The following is a 21615-nucleotide window of genomic DNA, read 5'->3' as shown; positions in this document are numbered from 1 at the left end:
AATTAAAGGAAGCAAAAATGATTGATCCTAAGAAACTCGAAGAGATTGCTAAGAATATTTCAAACGTTATTCCCTCGGGCATGAAAAGCATGGCGGGCGATGCCGAAGAAAAAGTCAAACAGGTGTTGCAGTCACAGCTAAGCAAACTTGATTTTGTGAGCCGTGAAGAATTTGATGTGCAAAGCCAAGTCCTAATTAGAACGCGTGAAAAGCTGGAAGCTTTAGAAGTTCGCCTTGCTACACTTGAGGCAAATGATGATGGGTCTACCGATTTATAGGCTCTAATTGAAAAGGGGCGCTAGGCCCCTTCTTTTACCCCATTAAATTTCTAACCAGCACTATTTAGCTGGCATTAATTCCATCAAGGCATGAACAGTGCTTACAACACCCACCTTGACTGACTCAGGCTCTACTTTAAAATATGAACTGTGATGCGACGGAATAGGCTCACCACCATTTTGCGCCGCTGCCCACACCTTTGGGTTAGTGCCGCCAATACCCCAGTAAACGCTTTTAATAAGTGGGGTGGTGGTGAAATAGGGAAAGTCTTCGGCGCCCATACCCGTTGCTTCTTGGCTGGTCACAACACTTTCTCCCATATTATCAATCCACACTGATTTTAAACGCATCGCTAGTGCAGTATCGTTTACCGTGGGCGGGGTACTTGAAACAATCGTAACCTCTGGCAACTTATCCTCTGGCATACCGGCGACGCGGCCCATATTCTCAGCAATGCGCTTAACCCCATCAAGCAGTATTTTGCGGGTTTCTAAATTGGTGTTTCTAACCGTTACCTGCAGCACGGCTCTATCAGAAATAATGTTATGTTTGGTGCCACTGTGAAATGAGCCAACCGTAACCACACCCGGCTGGCGAGGGCTAAGCTCACGTGAAACCAAGGTTTGTAATGCCATTACAATTTGGGAACCAAGCACGATAGGATCTTTGCCTGCATGCGGGCTGGCACCATGAGCGCCAACACCATGTATAATAATATCAAGGCTGTCAGAGCCTGCGTAAGGCGCTCCGCCCACTACATTCACTATTCCCGTTGGCCCGGAGGAGCCCACATGAAACGCTAGTGCATAATCGGGTTGTCCAAATGTGTCCCATATGTTGGCATCCATCATTTGCTTAGCGCCTTTAAGACGCTCTTCTGCGGGTTGCCCAATTAGCATTAAGGTACCCGACCATTGATCTTTTGTAGCCGCCATGTAGCGAGCGGTGCCAACAAGGCTAGTAATGTGAACGTCGTGACCACAGGCATGCATTACCGATACTTCTTTGCCCGTTATAGGCGAGATTTGGGTGGCAGTTGAAGCATATTCCAAACCAGACTTTTCCTCTACGGGCAGGCCATCCATATCGGCTCGCATCATCACCAGCGGGCCTTCTCCATTTTTCATAATAGCCACAATGCCAGTTGATGGATTGCCTTCAACGGCCACACCAACACCTTGTGTGACGTCAAAGCCGGCCAGTCTTAACTCTTTCGCTAAGCGTGCTGCGGTTTTGGTTTCTACCAAGGACAATTCTGGGGTTTTATGAAAATGAATAAACAGGTCTTTGAGATAGCTATCGTAATCTTTTTCAACGGCGGTTTTAACGTCGGTGTTCGCGCTGTAAGCTTGCAGACTAAACGCCATTGCAAAACTTAAGCATAGTGCGGAGTTTCTCAGTAACTTTTTCTTCATTTTATATAGCTTTTGTTTATATATTAACTGAATAAAAGAGTAACAGAGAAACCTTCAGAATCAAGCGCTATTTAGATACTGCAAAAATCGTCATACGTCTCTTTGAGTAAGTCCTAATGTGAGTTGTGAAGAAGCCATTGTTTAGCGCGCACAAAGACTATAAGATTAACACATTCGCTGAAGACGACTGTCGCATTGTTGTGAATGAAAAAACCGCTCTTCAAAATAAATATAAGTGTTTACTCATCGCGTTAATAAAAAAACATCGAAGCGAGCACCCTGATTGACCTGCTTGTATCAAAAGCCGATAGGTTTCAGTGATTGTCGCGATGCTCACTATCATGGCCAATGCTGTCAATATTAGCCGGTTAGCGTTAAGCGTGAATTAAGTTCAGCTAGTGTAAAGAGGAAATACAATGGAAGACTTCAAACCTTGGGGCATGGAACTCAAAGTATATTTGATGCTTATGCATTTAAGCCAGTTAGCAGGATTTATTATTCCTTTTGGCGGACTAGTCGTGCCAATTATTATGTGGGCCACTAACAAAGAACATAGCCGAGACATAGATAACCATGGCAAGGTTATTTTTAACTGGATGCTAAGTGCACTCATTTATTTCTTCATCTGTTTTATTCTCACGTTCATCGTTATTGGCGTGTTAGGTTACTTCGCTCTCCTTATTTGTGGTCTTATTTTTATTGTTATGGGCGCAATTAAAGCTAACGGCGGCATTCTATGGCCTTATCCTTTGAGCATTAAATTCTTTAAAATTGAGGCGTAATCGTACTATTTATAGCCTGTATTTGATGGAAGACAAATAAGATGTTTTTTGGCCAAGTATTAAGGGCATTGCCAGTGCTTAGCGTACTCAAGGAGTTTCATGCTGTATAAAGTATTTGCGCTTCTGGTATTCCCCATATTGTTGATACAAGCGAAACAAGTGCGCAAGCGAGCGCTTAGGCTGCCCGAAGCAATAGGTGAGCGTAAAGGTACTGTTTATCGTAAAGATTGTCCCTGCCTTTCCATTCTTATAGTAGGTGACTCAGCGGCAGCGGGGGTGGGTGTTACGCATCAAAAAGACGCCCTGCTGGGTCAACTTATTGCCAATTTAAAAACTCAACGCAGTGTATCGTGGCAGTTAGTGGCTAAGACAGGCGCGCAAACCCAAGATATGATTGACATGATAGCGAGCGCCCACTGCAACCAGCGCATTGATGTTGTCATTACCGGTTTGGGCGTTAATGACGCTACGTCTTTGCAGCGCTCAACACATTGGATAAACGAACAACACAAGCTACATGAATATTGTTTCGAAACCCTGGGCGCCAAGCATATAATTGTGAGTGGCATGCCACCTATGCATGCTTTTGCTTTGCTGCCCCAACCATTAAGATGGGTCATGGGCTGCAGAGCAAAGCAGCTTGACGCACTTCAAAAAAGTAAATTAGCTAAACAAGGGCGCACATCTTACGAAGCTTCATCGCCTAATCTACAGAATAGCGCAATGGCCGAAGACGGTTTTCACCCGGGTATTGATATTTACAAAGAATGGGCGAGTGCCTTGAGTCAGCGTATTTTAACGCTTAAATAGTGTTTTTTACGACGCGCCTCGTTTGCTTATTTCAAGGAACCCCTACCCTTAGTTTCACGTCACCTTGGTTTCAAACGCATGAACGCTCTAAGTTTACATGCCATGGCGGCTTACCAGTAAATCCTTCGCCTGATTAATTTTTGCGGCTAAATAATTGTTGCCTCCTCGATCTGGATGAAGCTTTAGCATTAGTTTACGGTGCGCTGAAATGACCTCTTCCTTCGTCGCGTTTTGGTCAAGGCCAAGTACTGCATAAGCCTCACCTTCAGTCATCTTAGCGCCATCGCTTGCGCCTGCGTTTTGTTCACTGCCTGGTGGATCGTTCTCGGCATTAGCAGCTTCGCGCCAGTCAGCGCCATACTGGCGATCAAGATAGGCAGCCAAAACTTCGATTGAATCCGGATATTGCTTTTCTGCTAAAACATAAAGGGAAGTTAATTCTGACTGACTAAATTCAGATAGATATCTGCCCTTGCTAACAGTATCTAGTAATTCACCATTTAAATTTCCACTTTCGTGATCAAGAGTCATTCTGAGCAAGCTAGTTTCGACCGTAGAATGCTGCGCTGAACCTGAGCTGTGTTTAGCTTTAGCCTTTTGGTAAAGCCCGTTTAAAAACGGAAAATAGCGTAGAAATGGAAATAAGCGCTTAGCAAATACTACTAAACCTGTCCCCAGTGCTGCCAAAAGATAAAGCTTTCCAGTAACCGTTAGCAAGAGCAGTGTCGAGATAAACGCAAGCGCACCCACTTTTGCGCCCACTTTCTTTTTTTGTTTCAGTCTTAAGCCGCGAATATATCCTAGTGTAATATAGCCGATGGTGATAACCGCTACTAAAACAACAAGTCCTATCATAGAGTTTTCACTTATTTAAGGTATCAGTTAAGGCCTAAAGCCTATCACTATACATTTTACGATATTGGTATTTTAGTGAGAATAGTCAAATTGTTGCTCGCTACTCATTGCGACTACTTTAACTGCTGCAATAAGCGTTGCACGCTCGCATCATTGCTCAATAAATTACTTTTCAAAGCAGATTTACCGCCTGTTGCATATACTGCAACCGCGGCTAACAACTGACCTAACTGTTTGGCACTGCCTTGGTCAAATTGACAATGGGCGCCTCCACTCAATGTCGCTAACTGTGAGAAGATACTGCCAACGTTTGAGTCGTTTCCTTCTTGAAAAATAAACACAGGTAAATTGAGTATTCCCAACTGGCCTGCCAAGGCTCCTAGTGAATCTGGGTTTTCTTCAACACAATCACCAACAAATACCAGTGCGTTTACTTTTTTTGTGCGATTTTCACTCAATGCATGTGATAACACTTTGGCAATCTGGGTTTGTCCGGCTAGGCAGCGTACCGACAGCAAGGATTGCTTAATTTCATCGGCGCCGCTTGTCCAAGGAAGCGCCTTAAACTCTCCCATTCCCCGGTAGTAACAAAGCTGAACACTCAGTGCACTCACTTTATCGACTTGTGCAAACATGGCTGCATGTTGCTGACTAGCCATATCCCAGCAGTGCTCACGACTTGCTGTGGCATCCATTGCAAATATCAATCTGCCTTTACTTGCGCTCGTGACCAGCGCAGTATTTTTGACTTTGCCAATGAATGCCTGGATATCGTGAGCACTCGCTTTTTTATCAGGCAGGCTTGAGGTCATATCGTGCTCCGGTTTTATGCTTTTTTATCGAAGTTATCAGCAAATTGATGGTTTACATCTCTGATGCCGTCTTCATCTTCGAAATATCCTACTAATCTATGCGCCGTTCGGCCAGGGATTATGTATAAAATTACAAAGCTGGTAAAAAAAAGATTGGCAAAAAAACGTAAGAGCTTGGTTAAGCGCAAAACGAATCGCTCAGAAAATCCAGACGGCGTATGGTGTTTGCTTAAGGGATCTGCGAAATCTTTTTTCAATGAATATTCATGTGTTTGACTCATGGTAATCACTCCTTTAATAGACGTTTCTAAGCACTTCTATCATTAATATTGAAGCTTACTTCTGGGTATAGTTACGTGTGGAATATGCATTGTGACGATTAGCTCGCGCAACTTGCCCATCACTGTGTCAATATATATTCACAAAACGCCTTCGTTAACAAATTAGAATATAACCGGTCCCTTGCGTGTGACAAAATGCACACTTTTATAAGCAGGGCGAACGATATTATTCCTTTTCCGTTTGGCCGGTAATCCTTCGCTTTGCGTGATTTTGCAAGTGCTGGTTAACAGTCAGCTTTTTCAATAGTAAATAGGCCTTGATTTGCTAATGTTAGCATGGATTTATTAATAGTGGCTGTTACTCACTTATAACATAAGCAAGCGCGATGCTTATTGTAATTGCCATTCCCACCCAGTTATTGTTTAAAAAAGCGGTAAAGCATTTGGGTTCTTCTCGGGATTTGCATAGCGTAAATTGGTATATGAAAAGTGCTGCTGCGCACAATAAGCCCAAATAGCTCATTGCAGGTAAATTAGTAATATAATAAACCCATGCTAATAAGACCAGCGTAATGCATTGTAGCAGTACGATTAAAGTCACATCAAAGCGTCCAAACAAAATAGCGGTCGACTTAATGCCTATTTCTATATCGTCGGCTCTATCTACCATGGCATATTGCGTATCATAGGCCACAATCCAGCATAAATTAGCCGTGTATAACAGCCACATCCAAGCCGGCAGTGCTGCGGTAACCGCCATAAAGGCCATGGGAATAGACCAGCCAAACGCGGCGCCTAAAACAACTTGTGGTAAATGTGTGTAACGCTTCATAAAGGGATAAATACTGGCTAAGAACAGCGCTACCACCGACAGTGCAATTGTTTGAATATTTAAGAATAATACCAGTACAAAAGCAATAATGATGAGCATGGCAAAGAGATGTTTGGCTTCTTTAGTGCTTATATCGCCCGAAGGTAAGGGCCTGTTTTTAGTACGCGTCACCGAGCCGTCTATCTTGCGGTCAGCAAAATCATTAATAACGCAGCCTGCGCTTCGCATAACGATTACGCCCAGCACAAAAATAAAGGTAATGTGCCAAGGCGGCAGGCCTTTCGCTGCAAACAATAAGCCCCAAAGTGTTGGCCATAAAAGTAAGTATGTACCAACAGGTTTGTGAGCACGCATAAGTTGCCAATAATGGTGTTTGTTTACGAACTTAAGTGCAATCATGCGGCTACCAGTAGCAAGGGCTGTCAGGCAAAAAAGCTTCAGCCACCAACAGCTCGTAGTTTTCAATGGTAAATTTTGAGCGTCTTGCCCAAAAGTCTTGAGTAGGGCTAAAAGCCTTATGGTTGAGTGGATGATAAGTAAGTTTACCAATTTCAAATTCACCGCGCACAAATTTATCATCGTTGAAAATGCGACTGCCTAAGGGTTGATTACCTAAATTCGCCCATGTTGAATTGCATAAATTATCAGGTAAAACACTTCTGGCGAACACCCAATCTTGGGGCATAGATTGACGTTTGACAGTACTATTAGTGCCTACTTTACTGGCAGTTTCCAGCGGCACACCCTGCAATATAACTTCGCGTATTTGCCAAGTATTGTTAGTGTTTTGAGATAAACGATGGCGCTCCGATTCATCCGGGCAGGCCACTTTTTGCCCCAAAAGTTCTACTTTAAAATGACTAGTGAGCGCTTGCAAACGTTCAGTAAGCGAACCTGTATTAAGCAGCCAATCAGCCACCGATGGCCGCAGTTCTGTTACGTCGCGTAGTGATTGCCACTTTACAGGCATAGAATAAGGAAACATTTTTGGCGTAATCAATACTACAGTTTTTGCTAAGTTGTCCGATAGCTTGAGTCTACCACATTGAATTTGTTTTTTACCACGGGTAAACAAAAATGCTGAAGCGATTTCGTGAACTGCGCGACCAGACCGTCTAGCAGCGTTTTATAGAAGTGAATAAAGCAGCCAGCGCTGATATAAGTATACCTTAGCTTGTGGTAGTAAACGCAAAACTAGTGCGCCAAACTTCAAACCCACCATCCATGCTGTACACTTCTTTAAAGCCTTGATGAATCAGGTACTGCGCCGCCTGCTGACTGCTAATGCCGTGGTAGCAACATACCACCACCGGCGTATCAAAATCGTTCTCATTCATAAACTGAGTAATGTTGCCGTTGCTTAAATGAAAAGAATTGGGAATATGGCCAGATTCAAACGACTGATCGTCCCGAATATCAAGCACTTTTATCTCGTTTTTGTCTAACCTAGCCTTGGTGTCCTGCGGCGAAATATGCTGAAACTGTTCCATTAGCGCTCCTAATAAAAACTAACTACGCTGTCCAATCAAGTATTACTTTACCTGATTGGCCAGAATCCATTATCTCAAAACCTGTTTTGAAATCGTCTACCGGCATTGAGTGCGTGATGATAGGGCTTAAGTCTAATCCACTTTGTAACAAACTCACCATTTTATACCATGTTTCAAACATCTCTCGGCCATATACGCCTTTAATCGTTAAGCCCTTAAAAATAACCTGATTCCAATCAATTGCGACACTTGCAGGCGGAATACCGAGCATGGCTATTTTGCCGCCGTGATTCATTTTGGCTAGCATACCGCTAAACGCGCTTGGCACCCCCGACATTTCAAGACCCACATCAAAACCTTCCGTCATGCCGAGTATTTTAATGGTCTCATCTAAATTTTCGTTGTTAATATTTACCGCGCGCGTAACGCCCATCTTTCTGGCTAAGTCTAGACGATATTCGTTTACATCGGTAATGACGACAAAGCGTGCCCCTGCGTGTTTTGCTACCGCAGCGGCCATAATACCAATAGGCCCGGCGCCGGTGATAAGCACGTCTTCTCCGACCAAATCGAAAGAGAGGGCGGTGTGCACTGCATTGCCAAAGGGATCAAAAATAGCCGCCATATCATCGCTAATATTCGCGGGAATTTTAAAAGCATTAAAAGCGGGAATAACCAAATATTCAGCAAAAGAGCCTTGGCGGTTAACGCCTACACCAATAGCATTGCGGCATAAGTGTACGCGCCCTGCCCGGCAGTTACGGCAATGTCCACAGGTTATATGACCTTCACCGGACACTCTGTCGCCTAGGGTAAAGCCTTTTACTTCGCTGCCAATATCAGCCACCTGCCCCACATACTCATGGCCCACTACCATAGGCACGGGGATAGTTTTTTGCGACCATTCATCCCAATTGAAAATGTGCATGTCGGTGCCGCAAATGGCGGTTTTACGAATTTTGATCAGCAGATCGTTAGGGCCAATTTCTGGTATTGGGCTGTCGATCATCCATATGCCTTTTTCACGCTGTGTTTTGGCTAATGACTTCACGCTATTTCTCCACTTTTTTCAGAAATGACGCCAAGCTCAAGACCGACTTCAATAAAGGCATCTACCGCTTCGTCAATTTGCGCCGTGGTGTGTGCAGCAGACATTTGGGTGCGAATTCTGGCCTTATCTTTTGGCACTACCGGGAATGAAAACCCAATCACATATATATTCTTTTCGAGCAGTTTATTGGCCATGCTGCTAGCTAGTTTTGCATCGCCTAACATTACTGGAACAATGGCGTGGTCTTTGCCCGATAGCGTAAAGCCAGCATGTTCCATGCGCGTTCTAAAGTGCTTAGCGTTTTCAGTTAATTTTACGCGCAGTGCGTCGCCCTGCTCCATCATTTCAAATACTTTTAATGAAGCTGCGACAATGGGCGGCGCCACTGAGTTGGAAAACAAGTAAGGTCGCGAGCGCTGACGTAACCATTGTACCACTTCTTTTTTGGCCGAAGTAAATCCGCCTGAAGCGCCACCAAGGGCTTTACCTAAGGTCCCGGTAATAATATCTACCCGGCCCATTACATCGCAATATTCATGGCTGCCTTTACCTTTTTCACCCACAAAACCGGTGGCATGGCAGTCGTCAACCATTACCATGGCGTCGTATTTGTCAGCCAAGTCGCAAATGCCTTTTAGGTTGGCAATAACGCCGTCCATTGAGAACACGCCGTCGGTGGCAATTAGTTTAAAGCGAGCGCCATCGCTGGTGGCTTGTATAAGCTGTTCTTCAAGCGCCTGCATATTGTTGCTGTCGTAGCGATAACGCATGGTTTTAGACAAACGCACACCGTCTATAATGCTGGCATGGTTTAGCGAATCTGAAATAATGGCGTCTTCTTTGGTCAATATTGTTTCAAACAAGCCACCGTTAGCGTCAAAGCAAGAAGGGTACAAAATGGTGTCTTGCATGCCTAAAAATTCACTTATTTTACTTTCAAGCTGCTTGTGAATATCTTGCGTCCCGCATATAAAACGAACGCTGGCTACGCCAAAGCCGTGGCTGTCTAAGCCGTCTTTAGCAGCCTTAATTAAGTCTTCATGATTGGCCAGCCCTAAATAGTTATTGGCACAAAAGTTAAGCACTTTTTGGCCATTAGCAATCGCAATTTTAGAACACTGCTGTGAAGTGATAACTCTCTCTTCTTTGTATAGGCCTTGAGCTTTGCTCTCATCAATTTGTTGCTGTAGTTGCTGAATAAACGCCTGTGACATTGCGTACTCCATATCTGTGCACACTTGTTTCTAAACAACAAGGTGCTAAGTGAAACGTGAAAAAAAGTGCTTCTTTGCGTTATAAAAAGGCACGTTTTTCTGTGAGTAAATTGTATACGACATAGTGTAAAACACAATGTTAATAATCGCTTTGATACCATCAAAATAGGCGGTTTATTGCGTAAACTTTGCAGCCAAGTTGCTTTTTATGAACGTTTTGTTGATTTTATAAGCAGTTGAGTGAATTTAGTGTTCCCAGCGCACATAAGCGATATCTTATTCACAGCATGGTGTGAGGTAAATGTGCACATAAACACCACCAAATAACCAGCTTATAGGCTGACAGCCCATCGCAGCAGGTGGGGCCACTATGTGATCATGCGCTTTTTTGATATATTAGCGCCACATTGTGTAAATGAAGCCTGTTAATGAGCAAATGACGATACAAGTTACTGAATTAAATAAAAGTACATTATTGCTCACGCCTAGCGCTGAGGCCTTAGGCCTATGTGACGATCACTTCGATAATGACTTTTTAAAACGAAAAAAACTCATCACACAGATCGCAAAAGGCAGAGGTATTGTCTACTTTTTTACCTTAGGCAATACTGAATTAGTGCTGCGCCATTACAAAAGAGGTGGCTTAGTCGCGAAGGTGTCAAACGATAGCTTTATATTCACCCGCATTTCGCACACTCGCTGCTATGAAGAGTTGAGCGTGCTGCAGCACTTACGTGATAAAAAAGTGAATGTCCCTAAGCCAATCGCTGGTAAAATTACCCGCAAAGGTCTTTTTTATAGCGCTGATATCATTACCGAAGTTATTTCAAACGCCGTTGAACTCAACGAAATACTATTATCAGAAGGCGTCGTGGCGGCTACGTGGCAAGCAATTGGGCTACAAATAAAAAAAATGCACAACGCGCAGGTGTATCATGGCGATATTAACGTGAAAAATATATTACTGAGTCGGCAAACTACACCGCCAAGCATTCATTTGCTCGATTTCGATAAGTGTGCCATTAAACGCGGTGATGATTGGAAAAACGCTAACTTACTGCGCTTTAAACGCTCACTTCTTAAACAAGTGAGTAAATCACCGCACTATCATTATCGTCAACGCGATTGGGACGCCTTACTAGCAGGCTACAATAAATGATGGATGCTCTCTAGCAATTGCTGGGCAAAGGGTCTACGATTATCAACTATTAGTTATTTATCGCTGCCGCTAGCAAAGGAATTAAGCTTATGTCGAAGCAACGTGCAATTTATCCGGGTACGTTTGATCCAATCACCAACGGCCATGCCGATTTAATTGAACGTGCTGCCAGTATGTTTGATGAAGTTATTGTGGCGATTGCCGCTAACCCCAGCAAACAACCGCTGTTTTCTTTAGAAGAGCGAGTGGCGCTCATTACGCAAGTATGCGCACATTTAAAAAATGTTAAAGTGACTGGCTTTACTGGCCTACTTGCCGCATTTGCAGATACTAACAACGCTCACATTCTGATTCGAGGCTTACGCGCGGTGAGCGACTTCGAATATGAGTTTCAGCTAGCCAATATGAACCGGCGCTTGAACCCTGATTTAGAAAGCGTGTTTTTGACGCCTTCAGAAGAAAATTCGTTCATATCCTCTACCTTGGTAAAGGAAGTGGCCTTGCACAAGGGAAGTGTTGAGCAGTTTTGTCACCCACTTGTATATGCAGCTTTGAATGAAAAATTTGGCATTAAATAATGACTTTACTCCCATGACAGGGAAACATCATGTTCGCTTCACTATTTAAAAAATCACACTTTGCAAGGTAAGACAAAGTCTTTGTTTACAAACAGTCATGAAGGCTATGGCCTTTATTTTCAATCCCATAAATTATGAATAGTTGCTTAGCGCTGACACATCTTGCAGAAGAAGGTGTTGCGCTGACCAATCACCTTTGAGAATATTGGCGCCTTACAAACATCACACTCTTCCCCCACTCGCCCATACACATGTAAATGTTGGGCAAAGTAACCCGGACTGCCGTCGGCTTGGGCAAAGTCTCTTAAAGTAGTACCACCGTGCTCGATTGCTTTTGCTAGAACTATTTTAATTTGCTGGGTGAGCAACTTATAGCGTTTTAGACTAACGCGCCCGGCCGCCCGACGTGGGTCGATGCCGGTGTTAAATAAACTTTCGTTTGCATAAATATTACCTACGCCTACCACAACGGCGTTGTTCATAATAAAGCTTTTTACCGGCACTTTGCGGCCACGACTTAAAGCGAACAGGCGCTTGTTATCAAAATCATCGGTTAATGGTTCAGGACCTAAGTTATCGAGCATCGCAAGGGCTTGGCTGTTGCGAACATCTTGCCATAAACAACTGCCAAAACGACGGGCATCGTTGAGCACCAGCTTCTTGCCCGAGTGCAGTTCAATTTCAATATGATCGTGCTTTTTACGCGCAAGCTGCGCGTCGACTACCCGCATTTTACCTGACATCCCTAAATGCAGCACCATTTCGCCTGCGTCGGTATGAATAAATAAATATTTAGCGCGGCGGGTCACGTCGTTAATGACTAAGCCTTCGCTTAGATGCACCTGCAGCGGTACTTTCCATCTTAGTTGACGCTGATGCACATGCACCTTTTTAATGGTTTGATTGATTAAATAGGGAGATATACCCAGTCGTGTGACTTCTACTTCAGGCAGTTCTGGCAAAGTGTTCTTCCATTGGTCGTGTAAACGCATCGCCACTCGAGTAAAAAAGACAAAACGCGCGCTATAAAATAATGCTAGTGCTTGCTACTGCGTTACCTGCACTATTAGTTCAAGTAACTGTTTAATAGTGGGTGAATTTAACACATAAACTTGTTTGTCGATGACAAAAAACAACTGATTTTCGATTATAGTTAAGGCGACAACGGTGGGTTTGTAGTATAAAAAACGATATTAGCAAACATAAAAATCCCAGCCTTTAGCTGGGATTTTTTTATGCATTTGAGCTTACAAGTATGAATTTTGTGACGCTACGGGTCAATCTGGAGACAAATCAATTAATCCGCGAAACTAGTACTTTTTTCATTACTTGGTGCTTGTTACATGAATATCAACTACTTGATTTTAGCTTCTTTAAACATAACGTGCTGGCGAATTGTTGGGTCAAACTTTTTGATCTCCATTTTGCCAGGCATGTTGCGTTTATTTTTGTCTGTGGTGTAGTAAAAACCGGTACCCGCAGATGACACTAACTTAATTTTATCGCGCATGATCAGATTCCTTAGATTTTTTCGCCACGTGCACGGATATCAGCTAATACTGAATCAATGCCGTTTTTATCAATAATACGCATACCTTTGGTAGATAAACGAAGCTTAACAAAACACTCTTCGCTCTCAACCCAAAAACGGTGTGTGTGAAGATTTGGTAAAAAGCGACGACGAGTCGCGTTTCTAGCGTGTGAACGGTTGTTACCAACCATTGGACGCTTACCGGTTACTATACAAATTTTAGACATTTTAGTCTCCAGAACAGCTGTTATTCCGTTTAACATCTGCAAAGAAATTGCAGTTAAACGTAGTTAATTAAGAGGGCGCATTTTATACAGTAAATAAGCACAAAATACAAACACTTTCGATCACAAGGGCGTAACTATTTTCATAGTAATCCTCTTTGAGCGAAAGACACCGCGCACGAATGACCAATCACGAAGTGGTCAAGCACGGTCACATCAACCAGCGCGAAAGCCTGCTTTATTCTTTGCGTTATTTGAATATCGGCTTGGGATGGTTCAGCAACGCCGCTGGGGTGATTATGTGCAAGTATAACAGCTGCGGCGTTATCATCCATAGCTTGTTTGACTAATTCTCGCGGATAAACAGCTGCGCTGTTAATAGTGCCTTTGAACATTTCTCGATACGCAATTAGCTGGTGCTGACTGTCAAGCATGAGCATGGCAAATACTTCACGCTTTTGCTGCGAAAGCTGGGCGCGCAAATAGTCAGATGCGGTGTCGGCACTGGTGAAGCTGTCTTGCTGGCGCAGTTTCTCGGCCAGACCCCGCTTAAAAAGCTCTGTGCATGCCTGCAGTAGCGCAAACTTGGCTTTGCCTAAACCCGGTAATTTAAGCAACTGTGGCTGTGAGGCAAACAGCAAAGCCTGCACGCTGCCAAACTGATTAATGGCATTGCGCGCCAACTCTACTGCCGACTGCCCTTTAATACCGGTATTAATCAATATCGCTAAAAGTTCAGCGTCGGAGAGTGTTTGTGAGCCAAATTGCAATAATTTTTCACGCGGGCGCTCATGTAAGGGCCAATCTTGAATTTTCATGTTTCCATTCCTTGGTTAACAGTGGTTTAATAACAGCATTAAACCTCGTTTATTAATACTTATCTATGAGCAATATGCAACTTGTACAAAAGAATGTTTTATTAGGGGTAAGTGGCGGAATAGCGGCATATAAAACCCCCGATTTAGTGCGTAAATTAACCGCTAAGGGTGCAAATGTAAGAGTCGTACTTACCAATTCTGCCACGCATTTTGTAAGTGCCTTGTCACTGCAGGCTGTTTCAGGCAACAAGGTAAGCATCCACTTATTAGACGAAGACGCCGAAAACGGCATGGGCCATATAGAGCTAGCACGCTGGGCCGATTACTTTTTGGTCGCGCCCGCCACAGCCAATACTGTCGCTAAATTGGCCTTGGGCTTAGCAGACGATTTACTCACTACCTTAGCGCTCGCTACCACGGCCCCTGTGTTTATTGCTCCGGCCATGAATCAACAAATGTGGGCAAGTGCCGCCACCACGCACAATATGAACACCCTAGCACTCAGAGGCGCTCATGTTCTTGGCCCAGCGGCTGGCGAACAGGCCTGCGGCGACATAGGCTACGGGCGTATGCTTGAAGCACACGAACTAGCCGACGCCATTGGAGAATTTGCCGACGCTAATCGCGCTGTTGAAGCTTTATTCAAAGATAAACACATCATGATAACTGCAGGTCCTACCCGTGAAGAAATTGACCCCGTGCGCTATATAAGTAATCACAGCTCGGGCAAAATGGGTTTTGCCATTGCTGCAGTTGCACAACAGCTGGGCGCGAAGGTCACTTTGATTGCTGGACCGGTGTCGCTTCCTACGCCGCCAAATGTCATTCGCAAAGACATAAACAGCGCACAAGACATGCTAAATGCAGTACACGAAACCATTGCTACGCAGGATATTTTTATCGCTTGCGCAGCAGTTGCTGACTATAAAGTAAATAAGATAAGCGCGCAAAAATTAAAAAAACAGAGCCAAAATATTACGTTAACCTTAAGCCAAAACCCTGATATATTAAGTAGTGTCGCGTTTTTAGAAAAACCACCGTTCACAGTAGGATTTGCTGCAGAAACACAGCACGTTGAATCTTACGCAAGAGCTAAGTTAGAAAAGAAAAAATTGAACATGATTGCCGCAAATGATGTATCAAATTCTACTTTAGGCTTTAATTCTGATCGAAACGCGCTTATAGTTTTAACGAGTAGCAGCACACAGCATTTAGCGCCAAATAATAAAAGCTTACTGGCAATGGAATTGATGAAACTAGTACATAAAGAATACAGCCGTAGCTAACGTCATGTTGTCTATTTAATAAATAATACCACTGTTTAAGGTTTGCGTAAAAGCTCGCCGTGACGCACATAAGAAGAAGACTTTTATCATGCCAGCACCCAAAAAAACTAATCGCAAAGCGCAAATTCTGGAGGCGCTGGCGGGAATGTTAGAGACCCACCACGGTCAACGCATCACCACGGCTAAGCTAGCCGCTACTGTAGGCGTGTCAGAGGCCGCTTTATATCGGCACTTCCCCAGCAAAGCGCGTATGTTTGAGGGTTTGATTGACTTTATTGAAGAAACGCTTTTTTCACGCATCAATAAAATTATGGCGGATGAAAAAGATGCCGCTAACCGCTGCCAACTGGTACTACATCTTATTTTGGGCTTTGCAGAAAAAAATCCCGGCATAACACGCATCCTAAACGGTGATGCGCTTATGGGCGAACAAGAACGCTTACGCGAACGCATCGCGCAGCTCTTTGACCGTCTAGAAATACAAATTAAGCAAATACTACGAGAACGCAAACTGCGCGAAGGTAAAGAAGCCATAGTAGATGAAGCCCTGCTGGCTAACATGCTAATTTGCTTCGTTGACGGCAAAATTAACCAATACGTACGCAGCCAATTCCAACGCCGCCCTACAGCACAATTTACCGAGCACTGGGCCCATATTCGTGAGCACTATCTAGGCTAAAACTAATGGGAGCAGGTCTACTTAATATCTATTAGTCTTGAACCCTTCACTTAGCACATCAACCAGCGAAATGAGCACCGTCTCCTTACATCTCAAAGGCAGGCAATATGAATAAGACAGTTAAGAAATTGGAAAGTAACTTAGTGCGAGCGCTCACTGTAGCCTGCGAGCAAGCAAAGCTAGAGGTAAGCGGTTTCGAATGGCTAACTCATACCGCCGAATACTCGAATTTTCCTAAGAGCTTACTGATACGATGCATTTTTGATGATGACGCATCACTGCACAAAGCTAAAGATTCAGCCCACGACCTAACTATTATTAGGTGCATTCACAAGGCCTTATTGAACGCCGGCATTTTGCTGCAAAATCCGAAAAAACATGTGCTGTTTGACACTGAACAAGCGTGTGAACGCGAGCATGAAGGAAATTGGAAGAAGCGCATTCAAACTCGCCATTAAGACTCTTTTACCTTTCTTAGCCATGATATTGTTCACCCCTCAGTGGATAGACTTTGTGTCAAAAACGTTCAGCAGTTCGTTTGTGCAGATGTCGGCCGCAGTAAATGGCGCTATTTCTAAGCTTCTTAACCTAAGCCAATCTAAAAAAGCACTTACCTTTTTTTCATCCATAAGGCCCCACCGGCCTTTTTCGGTAAATGCACTAGATGACGCCGTTAAGGCTTTTTTTAGATCAATGTTGGCATCTTGTTTTGGCACAAATTGAGCAAAAATATCGACCGCTTCCTCAGGATGCTTGCAGGCAAACAAAAAACCTTGCTCGGTAGCATGCAGAAACTGCCGATACGCATCTTTTTTTGTTGTAATGAGGGCTTCATCGGCAACCAGAACGGGCGAGTAACTGTAAGGAATGTTGTAATCTTCCAGTTTAAAATAGCGCATATCGTACTTGCTGTTATTTATCGACACTCCTTCCCAATTCAAAAAGATCCATGTGGAATCTGCGCGGTTATCGAGCAGGTGCTCCCAAATTTCTAGTTTGTCAGGGTAGCTGATCTTAATATCACCTTGCCCACCGTCGTTACGGATCATTTGACGCACAATTTCGTCTTCATACTTGGCTTCGTATGAGGCATATAAGGTATGGTCTAAATCTTTGGGAGTCACAATATTACTGCTTGTTTTCACCACAATGGCGCTTAAATCTTGCTGTAAAATTGCCGCTACAGCTTTGAGGTTAAAGGGCACTAACTTGGTGCGATAGCTAATCACGCTTTCAGTTGGGCACAGCGCAAAATCGGCTAGCCCCAATTCTACTTTTTTAGCCGGCGTTATTGCATAGTTATCTTCACGGGGATCGGTAATAGTTACCTGTAAATCATGTTCAGAATAATAGCCTTTGGCTTGGGCAATAAAAAATCCAATATGATTGATGTTGGGTGTCCAGTCTAGCGCTAAAGTGATAATAGACATCGCTTTTTAGTCCCTGTGAGTATTTAAGAATGGGCGAAGTATTATTTATACCAAAACTGACGGTGTCAATATTATTAAGCGCAATAGCCGTTTTAACTTGGTCAAACAGTTGATCATTTTCAATTTGTTTTGTAAATAGGTTAAGGGCTAGTGCTAGCTTTGTGCTGTGCAGTTTGTCAAACCTAGCTAGTACTGCGCACGACCCCTGAATTACCCATTGGCCAATCTTGAGGATAAAGTCATTCAGCATCATAAAACCTAACTCAGGATGCTGCCACCTTATGAGTGCCTTGGCGCGAACCGGTGGTGCAGTATTTAATTTCCGAACTAGTCGCTCGTAGCTGTAGCGCGGTAGACTGAGCAATTGAAAGTTCTTTGTTATTTAGTGCGATATATTGGGCGTTACATAAGAAAAAAACGGGTAAAAATACTTTGTCTGGGAAAGCGGAACAACAATGGTGAAAATAACGACTTACTAAAGACTTTATTTACTTATATTATTGCCTTATGTTTTTATAACTTACCGGTAAAGGGATCACATGAACCATCTTCAACTCTTAGAAGCAGAAGCAATCCATATAATGCGCGAAGTAGCCGCTAGCTTTGAAAACCCGTGCATGTTCTATTCTATTGGTAAAGATTCCACGGTAATGCTGCATTTAGCCCGCAAAGCATTTGCCCCTAGCAAAGTGCCATTTCCTCTTCTGCATATAGACACCACATGGGAATTTCACGAAATGGGCGCTTTTCGCGATAAGCTGAAAAAAAAGCTTGGCGTAGATGTTATTGTGCATATTAATCAAGAAGCGCTCGATTTAGGGGTTCACCCAATTACCTCAGGTTCGGTCAAATACAATGACCATATGAAAACCATTGCGCTAAAGCAAGCGGTTGACAAATATAAGTTTGATGCCGCGCTAGGCGGCGCACGTCGCGATGAAGAAAAGTCGCGTGCGAAAGAGCGTGTGTTTTCCGTTCGAAACGCAGACCATCAGTGGGACCCCAAACAACAGCGCCCTGAATTATGGTCTTTGTACAATACTAAAGTAGACCAGGGAGAATCGATACGTGTGTTTCCATTGTCTAATTGGACTGAATTAGACATTTGGCTATACATACTGCAGGAGCAAATTGACATAGTGCCCCTTTATTTCGCGCAAGAACGCATGAGTTGGATAGATGGAGACAGCGGGCAAATTCTTGGCTTAGACGACGATAGAATGCTGCCCCACTTAAGTGCAAAAGAAAAAGACAGTTTACAAAAGCGCTGGATACGCTTTAGAACTTTGGGTTGTTATCCGCAAACCGGTGCCGTATTAAGTAAGGCCATCACGCGAGAAGAAATTGTCACAGAGATGATCTTGAGTAAAACGAGTGAACGAGAGGGGCGTCTTTTAGACAAAGATCAAACTGGCTCAATGGAAAAGAAAAAACGCGAAGGGTATTTTTAGGGTTTCTATTTAATGTTGTGCCGGCATTGCCCTCCGCTGCCGCTACTTTTTCACTCATTGTGCTGTGGCTCACGCCAAAGGCAATTACATCTGCAAAATACTAACAGTGCCGATGCACTAGTCTGCGCATTTCATGGCCTCATGAACCAGTGTCACGCCCTTCTAAAAGAGCATGAGCAAGAAAGTCCTCGCTGCAAAGTGCTTGAGACGTAATTGTGCCTGAAACTTTATTTGCTGAACTCGCCTAATTAATGCTATTAATACTTTCTTTTACCCAGAAGTACAAACCTATCATGAATAAGCAAAGCACGCTCTATAGAGTAGAGTTTATCAGTGGCGGCGAACGCTACGAGCTATATGTAAAGGAGTTAATGAGCAGCTCTATTTTTGGCTTCATCGAAATAGCCGATTTTGTGTGGGACACCCGCACCGGATTAGTAGTAGATCCAAGCCACGAGAGGCTAAAAGATGAGTTTCTCGGCGTAGACCGAACCTTTATTCCGATGCATAATGTGCTTAGAATAGATCAAGTAAAAGAAAAAGGCAGCGCCAAAATTCGACCTTTTACAGATAAGACAGGCAAAGTCATATCTATTCACAGTCCGATTTACACCCCCAGAAAATAATGCTACGAAATCGCGATTGATGTAACAAAGAAGCAGCCGCTCAGCCTAGCGTCAGTTAATTACCATGGAGAAAAGCATGTTCAAAACCTTTCCTTTAACACTCACCTTTACCGCCTTTACCTTAGCGCTGATGGGATGTGCACAGCAAAATGTGTCATCTACTGCCTCGACAAGTCCAGCGCTTAGCCTTTCTTCAAACCAAATAGCGCCTCAGTCAGCAGCATTTACCAAGCTGATTGACGAAATCTGGCAATATGAGCTTAGCCAATACCCAAGCCTAGCAAAGTCGAAGGGAAAAAAGGCCCTTGAGTTAACCAGACAATTTACCGATATTAGCCTACCTGCCCTACAGGCCAGACACCTTCGCTTTGTGAGTTTTCGTGAAGCACTTGCAAAAATAGATGAAAATACATTAAATAAAAGCGAGCGTATTACGCTGTTAATGCAAATGTATCGACTTGACAACACCATTGCTCAGTTTGAATTTAAAGAATACAGAGTGCCTATCACGTCAGAATTTGGTTTTCATAGTAGCTTAGGCTCATCAGTGGGCGGTACGCGTATTAATAACGCAAGCGATGTACTCGTTTATAAACGAATGCTGCAAGAGCTGCCCGAGCAATTTGCGCATAATATTATGTATATGAAAGAAGGCATTAGCCTAGGCCACACTCAGCCCCAAGTAGTGCTTAAAGGCTACGAAGACACTATTAGCGCCTATATTATTGAGGGCCTTAGTGCTGCTAACATCGAACAGCATCCGTTTTATAAGCCAATTGCTAACGCTAAAGAAGGTGTGATGTCAGCCACGGATAAAGCCACACTTGCGAGCTTAGTTATGCAAGCAAATGATGTATATAAAGATTTCTACACCTTTTTTACACAAGAATATGTACCTAATGCCAAAACCGACATAGCGGTTAATACGTGGCCCATGGGCATGGAGTTTTATAACAATCGCATACTGCACTACACAACCACCTCGTTAAACGCGCAAGAAATTCACGACATTGGTCTTGCAGAAGTGGCACGTATTCGCGCCGACATGCAAAGCATAGTCGATAGCTTAATTGCAAAAGGCGAATTCTCGGGTGATATAAACGAGTTTATTGCGTTTTTACGGACTGATGAGCAGTTTTATGCAAAAACACCCAAAGACCTTATTATATATGCGTCTTATGTGGCAAAAAAGATGGATGCAAAGCTACCGAAATTATTTTATAAACTGCCTCGTACACCCTATGGGGTTGCCCCTGTTCCTGACGAAATTGCGCCTAAATACACCACCGGCCGTTATATTTCACCAAGACGCGACGACCAGCCTGGTTATTATTGGGTGAATACTTATGCGCTTAACAAACGCCCACTTTACGCCATTCCCGCGCTTACTTTACACGAAGCGGTGCCGGGCCATCATTTGCAAATCTCACTAGCAGCAGAAATGATTGAACTACCAGAAGTCCGCCGCTCAACCTATATTTCAGCGTTCGGAGAAGGCTGGGGCTTATATGCAGAGTTTTTAGGCTTAGAAGTTGGTATGTATGAAGACCCATACGATGACTTTGGCCGCCTAAGCTACGAAATGTGGCGTGCAGCTCGCCTTGTGGTCGACACCGGTATGCATGTATTTGGCTGGAGCCGGGAGCGCGCATTAGACTATATGTTTGAAAATACCGCCTTATCTGAACATAATGTACGCACCGAAATTGACCGCTATATTTCTTGGCCTGGGCAAGCCCTTTCATACAAAATTGGTGAAATTAAAATTAAAGAGCTACGCGCAAAAGCAGAGTCTAGACTAGGTGATGCTTTTGACCTGCGCGCTTTTCACGACGCTGTGTTAGCGAACGGTTCTATCCCTCTTTTTATACTCGAAGAAAAAATTGAGGCCTTTATAGTGTCGCAAGAAATATCGCAATAAAGGGCGCAAGAGAAGACGCAAAAACTTGCGCTTAAGGCGCTGCGTTATAGTGAGATATAAGCAGCGCTTTTGTTTGTGTATCGACTTGGGT

The 21615-nt window shown here is 43.7% G+C and carries 26 protein-coding genes; 11 read left to right on the top strand and 15 right to left on the bottom strand.

The window, feature by feature from the left end:
- Positions 1 to 17: 17 nt before the first annotated feature.
- Entirely contained in the window at positions 18 to 278 is a 261-nt protein-coding gene (gene ubiK, locus GPUN_RS09320; protein ID WP_006005997.1) for a ubiquinone biosynthesis accessory factor UbiK, read from the top strand.
- A 60-nt stretch (positions 279 to 338) separates the two neighbouring features.
- On the opposite strand, the gene GPUN_RS09315 is transcribed toward ubiK, so the two are convergent.
- Positions 339 to 1694 (bottom strand): amidohydrolase, encoded by a 1356-nt coding sequence (locus tag GPUN_RS09315; RefSeq protein WP_006005994.1) that lies wholly within the window; start codon positions 1692 to 1694, stop codon positions 339 to 341.
- A gap of 416 nt (positions 1695 to 2110) precedes the next feature.
- On the opposite strand from GPUN_RS09315, the gene GPUN_RS09310 reads away from it, so the two are divergent.
- Positions 2111 to 2476 carry a DUF4870 domain-containing protein gene (locus GPUN_RS09310; RefSeq protein ID WP_006005991.1) on the top strand — a complete coding sequence of 122 codons (366 nt, stop codon included), beginning with the start codon at positions 2111 to 2113 and terminating at the stop codon, positions 2474 to 2476.
- A gap of 99 nt (positions 2477 to 2575) precedes the next feature.
- Positions 2576 to 3286: an SGNH/GDSL hydrolase family protein gene (locus GPUN_RS09305; RefSeq protein WP_006005989.1), complete on the top strand. Its 711-nt coding sequence runs from the start codon at positions 2576 to 2578 to the stop codon at positions 3284 to 3286.
- A gap of 93 nt (positions 3287 to 3379) precedes the next feature.
- On the opposite strand, the gene GPUN_RS09300 is transcribed toward GPUN_RS09305, so the two are convergent.
- The 8 genes from GPUN_RS09300 to GPUN_RS09265 form a co-directional block, all read right to left on the bottom strand.
- Entirely contained in the window at positions 3380 to 4141 is a 762-nt protein-coding gene (locus GPUN_RS09300; RefSeq protein WP_006005987.1) for a DnaJ domain-containing protein, read from the bottom strand.
- A gap of 113 nt (positions 4142 to 4254) precedes the next feature.
- Positions 4255 to 4953: a hypothetical protein gene (locus GPUN_RS09295; RefSeq protein WP_006005986.1), complete on the bottom strand. Its 699-nt coding sequence runs from the start codon at positions 4951 to 4953 to the stop codon at positions 4255 to 4257.
- A 14-nt stretch (positions 4954 to 4967) separates the two neighbouring features.
- The gene (locus GPUN_RS09290) at positions 4968 to 5234 is read right to left on the bottom strand and encodes an alternative oxidase (RefSeq protein WP_006005984.1); all 267 of its coding nucleotides are present in this window, start codon (positions 5232 to 5234) and stop codon (positions 4968 to 4970) included.
- 358 nt (positions 5235 to 5592) lie between these two features.
- Positions 5593 to 6465 (bottom strand): 4-hydroxybenzoate octaprenyltransferase, encoded by an 873-nt coding sequence (gene ubiA, locus GPUN_RS09285; protein WP_040520827.1) that lies wholly within the window; start codon positions 6463 to 6465, stop codon positions 5593 to 5595.
- Positions 6466 to 6469: 4 nt separating this feature from the next.
- Positions 6470 to 7066, bottom strand: coding sequence for a chorismate--pyruvate lyase family protein (locus GPUN_RS09280; protein WP_238528965.1), 597 nt, complete (start codon positions 7064 to 7066; stop codon positions 6470 to 6472).
- Positions 7067 to 7235: 169 nt separating this feature from the next.
- A complete protein-coding gene (gene glpE, locus GPUN_RS09275; RefSeq protein ID WP_006005977.1) occupies positions 7236 to 7556 on the bottom strand; it encodes a thiosulfate sulfurtransferase GlpE in 321 nt (106 codons plus the stop codon).
- A gap of 22 nt (positions 7557 to 7578) precedes the next feature.
- On the bottom strand, positions 7579 to 8607 hold the full coding sequence (gene tdh, locus GPUN_RS09270) for an L-threonine 3-dehydrogenase (RefSeq protein ID WP_006005976.1): 1029 nt from the start codon (positions 8605 to 8607) through the stop codon (positions 7579 to 7581).
- On the bottom strand, positions 8604 to 9821 hold the full coding sequence (locus GPUN_RS09265; RefSeq protein WP_006005974.1) for a glycine C-acetyltransferase: 1218 nt from the start codon (positions 9819 to 9821) through the stop codon (positions 8604 to 8606). The genes tdh and GPUN_RS09265 overlap by 4 nt, the downstream gene beginning before the upstream one ends.
- Positions 9822 to 10257: 436 nt before the next feature.
- Between GPUN_RS09265 and GPUN_RS09260 the strand changes: the two genes are divergently transcribed.
- Complete coding sequence (locus GPUN_RS09260) at positions 10258 to 10980, top strand: 3-deoxy-D-manno-octulosonic acid kinase (RefSeq protein WP_158309270.1); 723 nt, start codon at positions 10258 to 10260, stop codon at positions 10978 to 10980.
- An 89-nt stretch (positions 10981 to 11069) separates the two neighbouring features.
- Complete coding sequence (gene coaD / locus GPUN_RS09255) at positions 11070 to 11558, top strand: pantetheine-phosphate adenylyltransferase (protein ID WP_006005971.1); 489 nt, start codon at positions 11070 to 11072, stop codon at positions 11556 to 11558.
- Between the two features lie 146 nt (positions 11559 to 11704).
- Here the strand turns inward: coaD and mutM are convergent, their stop codons facing one another.
- The 4 genes from mutM to radC all read right to left on the bottom strand — a co-directional run bounded on the left by mutM (position 11705) and on the right by radC (position 14131).
- Positions 11705 to 12520 carry a bifunctional DNA-formamidopyrimidine glycosylase/DNA-(apurinic or apyrimidinic site) lyase gene (gene mutM / locus GPUN_RS09250; RefSeq protein WP_006005969.1) on the bottom strand — a complete coding sequence of 272 codons (816 nt, stop codon included), beginning with the start codon at positions 12518 to 12520 and terminating at the stop codon, positions 11705 to 11707.
- Between the two features lie 392 nt (positions 12521 to 12912).
- On the bottom strand, positions 12913 to 13068 hold the full coding sequence (gene rpmG / locus GPUN_RS09245) for a 50S ribosomal protein L33 (protein ID WP_006005966.1): 156 nt from the start codon (positions 13066 to 13068) through the stop codon (positions 12913 to 12915).
- 11 nt (positions 13069 to 13079) lie between these two features.
- On the bottom strand, positions 13080 to 13316 hold the full coding sequence (rpmB, locus tag GPUN_RS09240) for a 50S ribosomal protein L28 (protein WP_006005964.1): 237 nt from the start codon (positions 13314 to 13316) through the stop codon (positions 13080 to 13082).
- Positions 13317 to 13456: 140 nt separating this feature from the next.
- The gene (gene radC / locus GPUN_RS09235; RefSeq protein WP_006005962.1) at positions 13457 to 14131 is read right to left on the bottom strand and encodes a RadC family protein; all 675 of its coding nucleotides are present in this window, start codon (positions 14129 to 14131) and stop codon (positions 13457 to 13459) included.
- A 74-nt stretch (positions 14132 to 14205) separates the two neighbouring features.
- Between radC and coaBC the strand changes: the two genes are divergently transcribed.
- From coaBC to GPUN_RS09220, 3 genes are all read left to right on the top strand, one after another.
- Positions 14206 to 15417 (top strand): bifunctional phosphopantothenoylcysteine decarboxylase/phosphopantothenate--cysteine ligase CoaBC, encoded by a 1212-nt coding sequence (gene coaBC, locus GPUN_RS09230; protein ID WP_006005959.1) that lies wholly within the window; start codon positions 14206 to 14208, stop codon positions 15415 to 15417.
- 88 nt (positions 15418 to 15505) lie between these two features.
- Positions 15506 to 16096: a nucleoid occlusion factor SlmA gene (gene slmA, locus GPUN_RS09225; RefSeq protein ID WP_006005957.1), complete on the top strand. Its 591-nt coding sequence runs from the start codon at positions 15506 to 15508 to the stop codon at positions 16094 to 16096.
- Between the two features lie 107 nt (positions 16097 to 16203).
- Complete coding sequence (locus GPUN_RS09220) at positions 16204 to 16554, top strand: hypothetical protein (RefSeq protein WP_006005956.1); 351 nt, start codon at positions 16204 to 16206, stop codon at positions 16552 to 16554.
- 39 nt (positions 16555 to 16593) lie between these two features.
- On the opposite strand, the gene GPUN_RS09215 is transcribed toward GPUN_RS09220, so the two are convergent.
- Positions 16594 to 17526 carry an ABC transporter substrate-binding protein gene (locus GPUN_RS09215; RefSeq protein WP_006005954.1) on the bottom strand — a complete coding sequence of 311 codons (933 nt, stop codon included), beginning with the start codon at positions 17524 to 17526 and terminating at the stop codon, positions 16594 to 16596.
- Positions 17438 to 17890 carry an EAL domain-containing protein gene (locus GPUN_RS14255; protein WP_158309269.1) on the bottom strand — a complete coding sequence of 151 codons (453 nt, stop codon included), beginning with the start codon at positions 17888 to 17890 and terminating at the stop codon, positions 17438 to 17440. The genes GPUN_RS09215 and GPUN_RS14255 overlap by 89 nt, the downstream gene beginning before the upstream one ends.
- 175 nt (positions 17891 to 18065) lie before the next feature.
- Between GPUN_RS14255 and cysD the strand changes: the two genes are divergently transcribed.
- From cysD to GPUN_RS09200, 3 genes are all read left to right on the top strand, one after another.
- Positions 18066 to 18977 carry a sulfate adenylyltransferase subunit CysD gene (gene cysD, locus GPUN_RS09210; RefSeq protein WP_006005953.1) on the top strand — a complete coding sequence of 304 codons (912 nt, stop codon included), beginning with the start codon at positions 18066 to 18068 and terminating at the stop codon, positions 18975 to 18977.
- 293 nt (positions 18978 to 19270) lie between these two features.
- Positions 19271 to 19603, top strand: coding sequence for a DUF1820 family protein (locus tag GPUN_RS09205; protein ID WP_006005951.1), 333 nt, complete (start codon positions 19271 to 19273; stop codon positions 19601 to 19603).
- A gap of 76 nt (positions 19604 to 19679) precedes the next feature.
- Positions 19680 to 21524 (top strand): DUF885 domain-containing protein, encoded by a 1845-nt coding sequence (locus GPUN_RS09200; protein WP_006005949.1) that lies wholly within the window; start codon positions 19680 to 19682, stop codon positions 21522 to 21524.
- Positions 21525 to 21615: the final 91 nt, after the last annotated feature.

Source organism: Glaciecola punicea ACAM 611 (genome assembly GCF_000252165.1).
Taxonomy (GTDB): domain Bacteria; phylum Pseudomonadota; class Gammaproteobacteria; order Enterobacterales; family Alteromonadaceae; genus Glaciecola; species Glaciecola punicea.
Note: the sequence above shows the minus strand (reverse complement) of the source record. Positions and strands in the feature narration are given on the sequence as shown.

What these genes read in the sequence shown, in the direction of transcription:
- ubiK (WP_006005997.1), top strand. Translation starts at nt 18, where the DNA reads ATGATTGATCCTAAGAAACTCGAAGAGATTGCTAAGAATATTTCAAAC.
- GPUN_RS09315 (WP_006005994.1), bottom strand. Translation starts at nt 1,694, where the DNA reads ATGAAGAAAAAGTTACTGAGAAACTCCGCACTATGCTTAAGTTTTGCA.
- GPUN_RS09310 (WP_006005991.1), top strand. Translation starts at nt 2,111, where the DNA reads ATGGAAGACTTCAAACCTTGGGGCATGGAACTCAAAGTATATTTGATG.
- GPUN_RS09305 (WP_006005989.1), top strand. Translation starts at nt 2,576, where the DNA reads ATGCTGTATAAAGTATTTGCGCTTCTGGTATTCCCCATATTGTTGATA.
- GPUN_RS09300 (WP_006005987.1), bottom strand. Translation starts at nt 4,141, where the DNA reads ATGATAGGACTTGTTGTTTTAGTAGCGGTTATCACCATCGGCTATATT.
- GPUN_RS09295 (WP_006005986.1), bottom strand. Translation starts at nt 4,953, where the DNA reads ATGACCTCAAGCCTGCCTGATAAAAAAGCGAGTGCTCACGATATCCAG.
- GPUN_RS09290 (WP_006005984.1), bottom strand. Translation starts at nt 5,234, where the DNA reads ATGAGTCAAACACATGAATATTCATTGAAAAAAGATTTCGCAGATCCC.
- ubiA (WP_040520827.1), bottom strand. Translation starts at nt 6,465, where the DNA reads ATGATTGCACTTAAGTTCGTAAACAAACACCATTATTGGCAACTTATG.
- glpE (WP_006005977.1), bottom strand. Translation starts at nt 7,556, where the DNA reads ATGGAACAGTTTCAGCATATTTCGCCGCAGGACACCAAGGCTAGGTTA.
- GPUN_RS09265 (WP_006005974.1), bottom strand. Translation starts at nt 9,821, where the DNA reads ATGTCACAGGCGTTTATTCAGCAACTACAGCAACAAATTGATGAGAGC.
- GPUN_RS09260 (WP_158309270.1), top strand. Translation starts at nt 10,258, where the DNA reads ATGACGATACAAGTTACTGAATTAAATAAAAGTACATTATTGCTCACG.
- coaD (WP_006005971.1), top strand. Translation starts at nt 11,070, where the DNA reads ATGTCGAAGCAACGTGCAATTTATCCGGGTACGTTTGATCCAATCACC.
- rpmG (WP_006005966.1), bottom strand. Translation starts at nt 13,068, where the DNA reads ATGCGCGATAAAATTAAGTTAGTGTCATCTGCGGGTACCGGTTTTTAC.
- rpmB (WP_006005964.1), bottom strand. Translation starts at nt 13,316, where the DNA reads ATGTCTAAAATTTGTATAGTAACCGGTAAGCGTCCAATGGTTGGTAAC.
- radC (WP_006005962.1), bottom strand. Translation starts at nt 14,131, where the DNA reads ATGAAAATTCAAGATTGGCCCTTACATGAGCGCCCGCGTGAAAAATTA.
- coaBC (WP_006005959.1), top strand. Translation starts at nt 14,206, where the DNA reads ATGCAACTTGTACAAAAGAATGTTTTATTAGGGGTAAGTGGCGGAATA.
- slmA (WP_006005957.1), top strand. Translation starts at nt 15,506, where the DNA reads ATGCCAGCACCCAAAAAAACTAATCGCAAAGCGCAAATTCTGGAGGCG.
- GPUN_RS09220 (WP_006005956.1), top strand. Translation starts at nt 16,204, where the DNA reads ATGAATAAGACAGTTAAGAAATTGGAAAGTAACTTAGTGCGAGCGCTC.
- GPUN_RS09215 (WP_006005954.1), bottom strand. Translation starts at nt 17,526, where the DNA reads ATGTCTATTATCACTTTAGCGCTAGACTGGACACCCAACATCAATCAT.
- cysD (WP_006005953.1), top strand. Translation starts at nt 18,066, where the DNA reads ATGAACCATCTTCAACTCTTAGAAGCAGAAGCAATCCATATAATGCGC.
- GPUN_RS09205 (WP_006005951.1), top strand. Translation starts at nt 19,271, where the DNA reads ATGAATAAGCAAAGCACGCTCTATAGAGTAGAGTTTATCAGTGGCGGC.
- GPUN_RS09200 (WP_006005949.1), top strand. Translation starts at nt 19,680, where the DNA reads ATGTTCAAAACCTTTCCTTTAACACTCACCTTTACCGCCTTTACCTTA.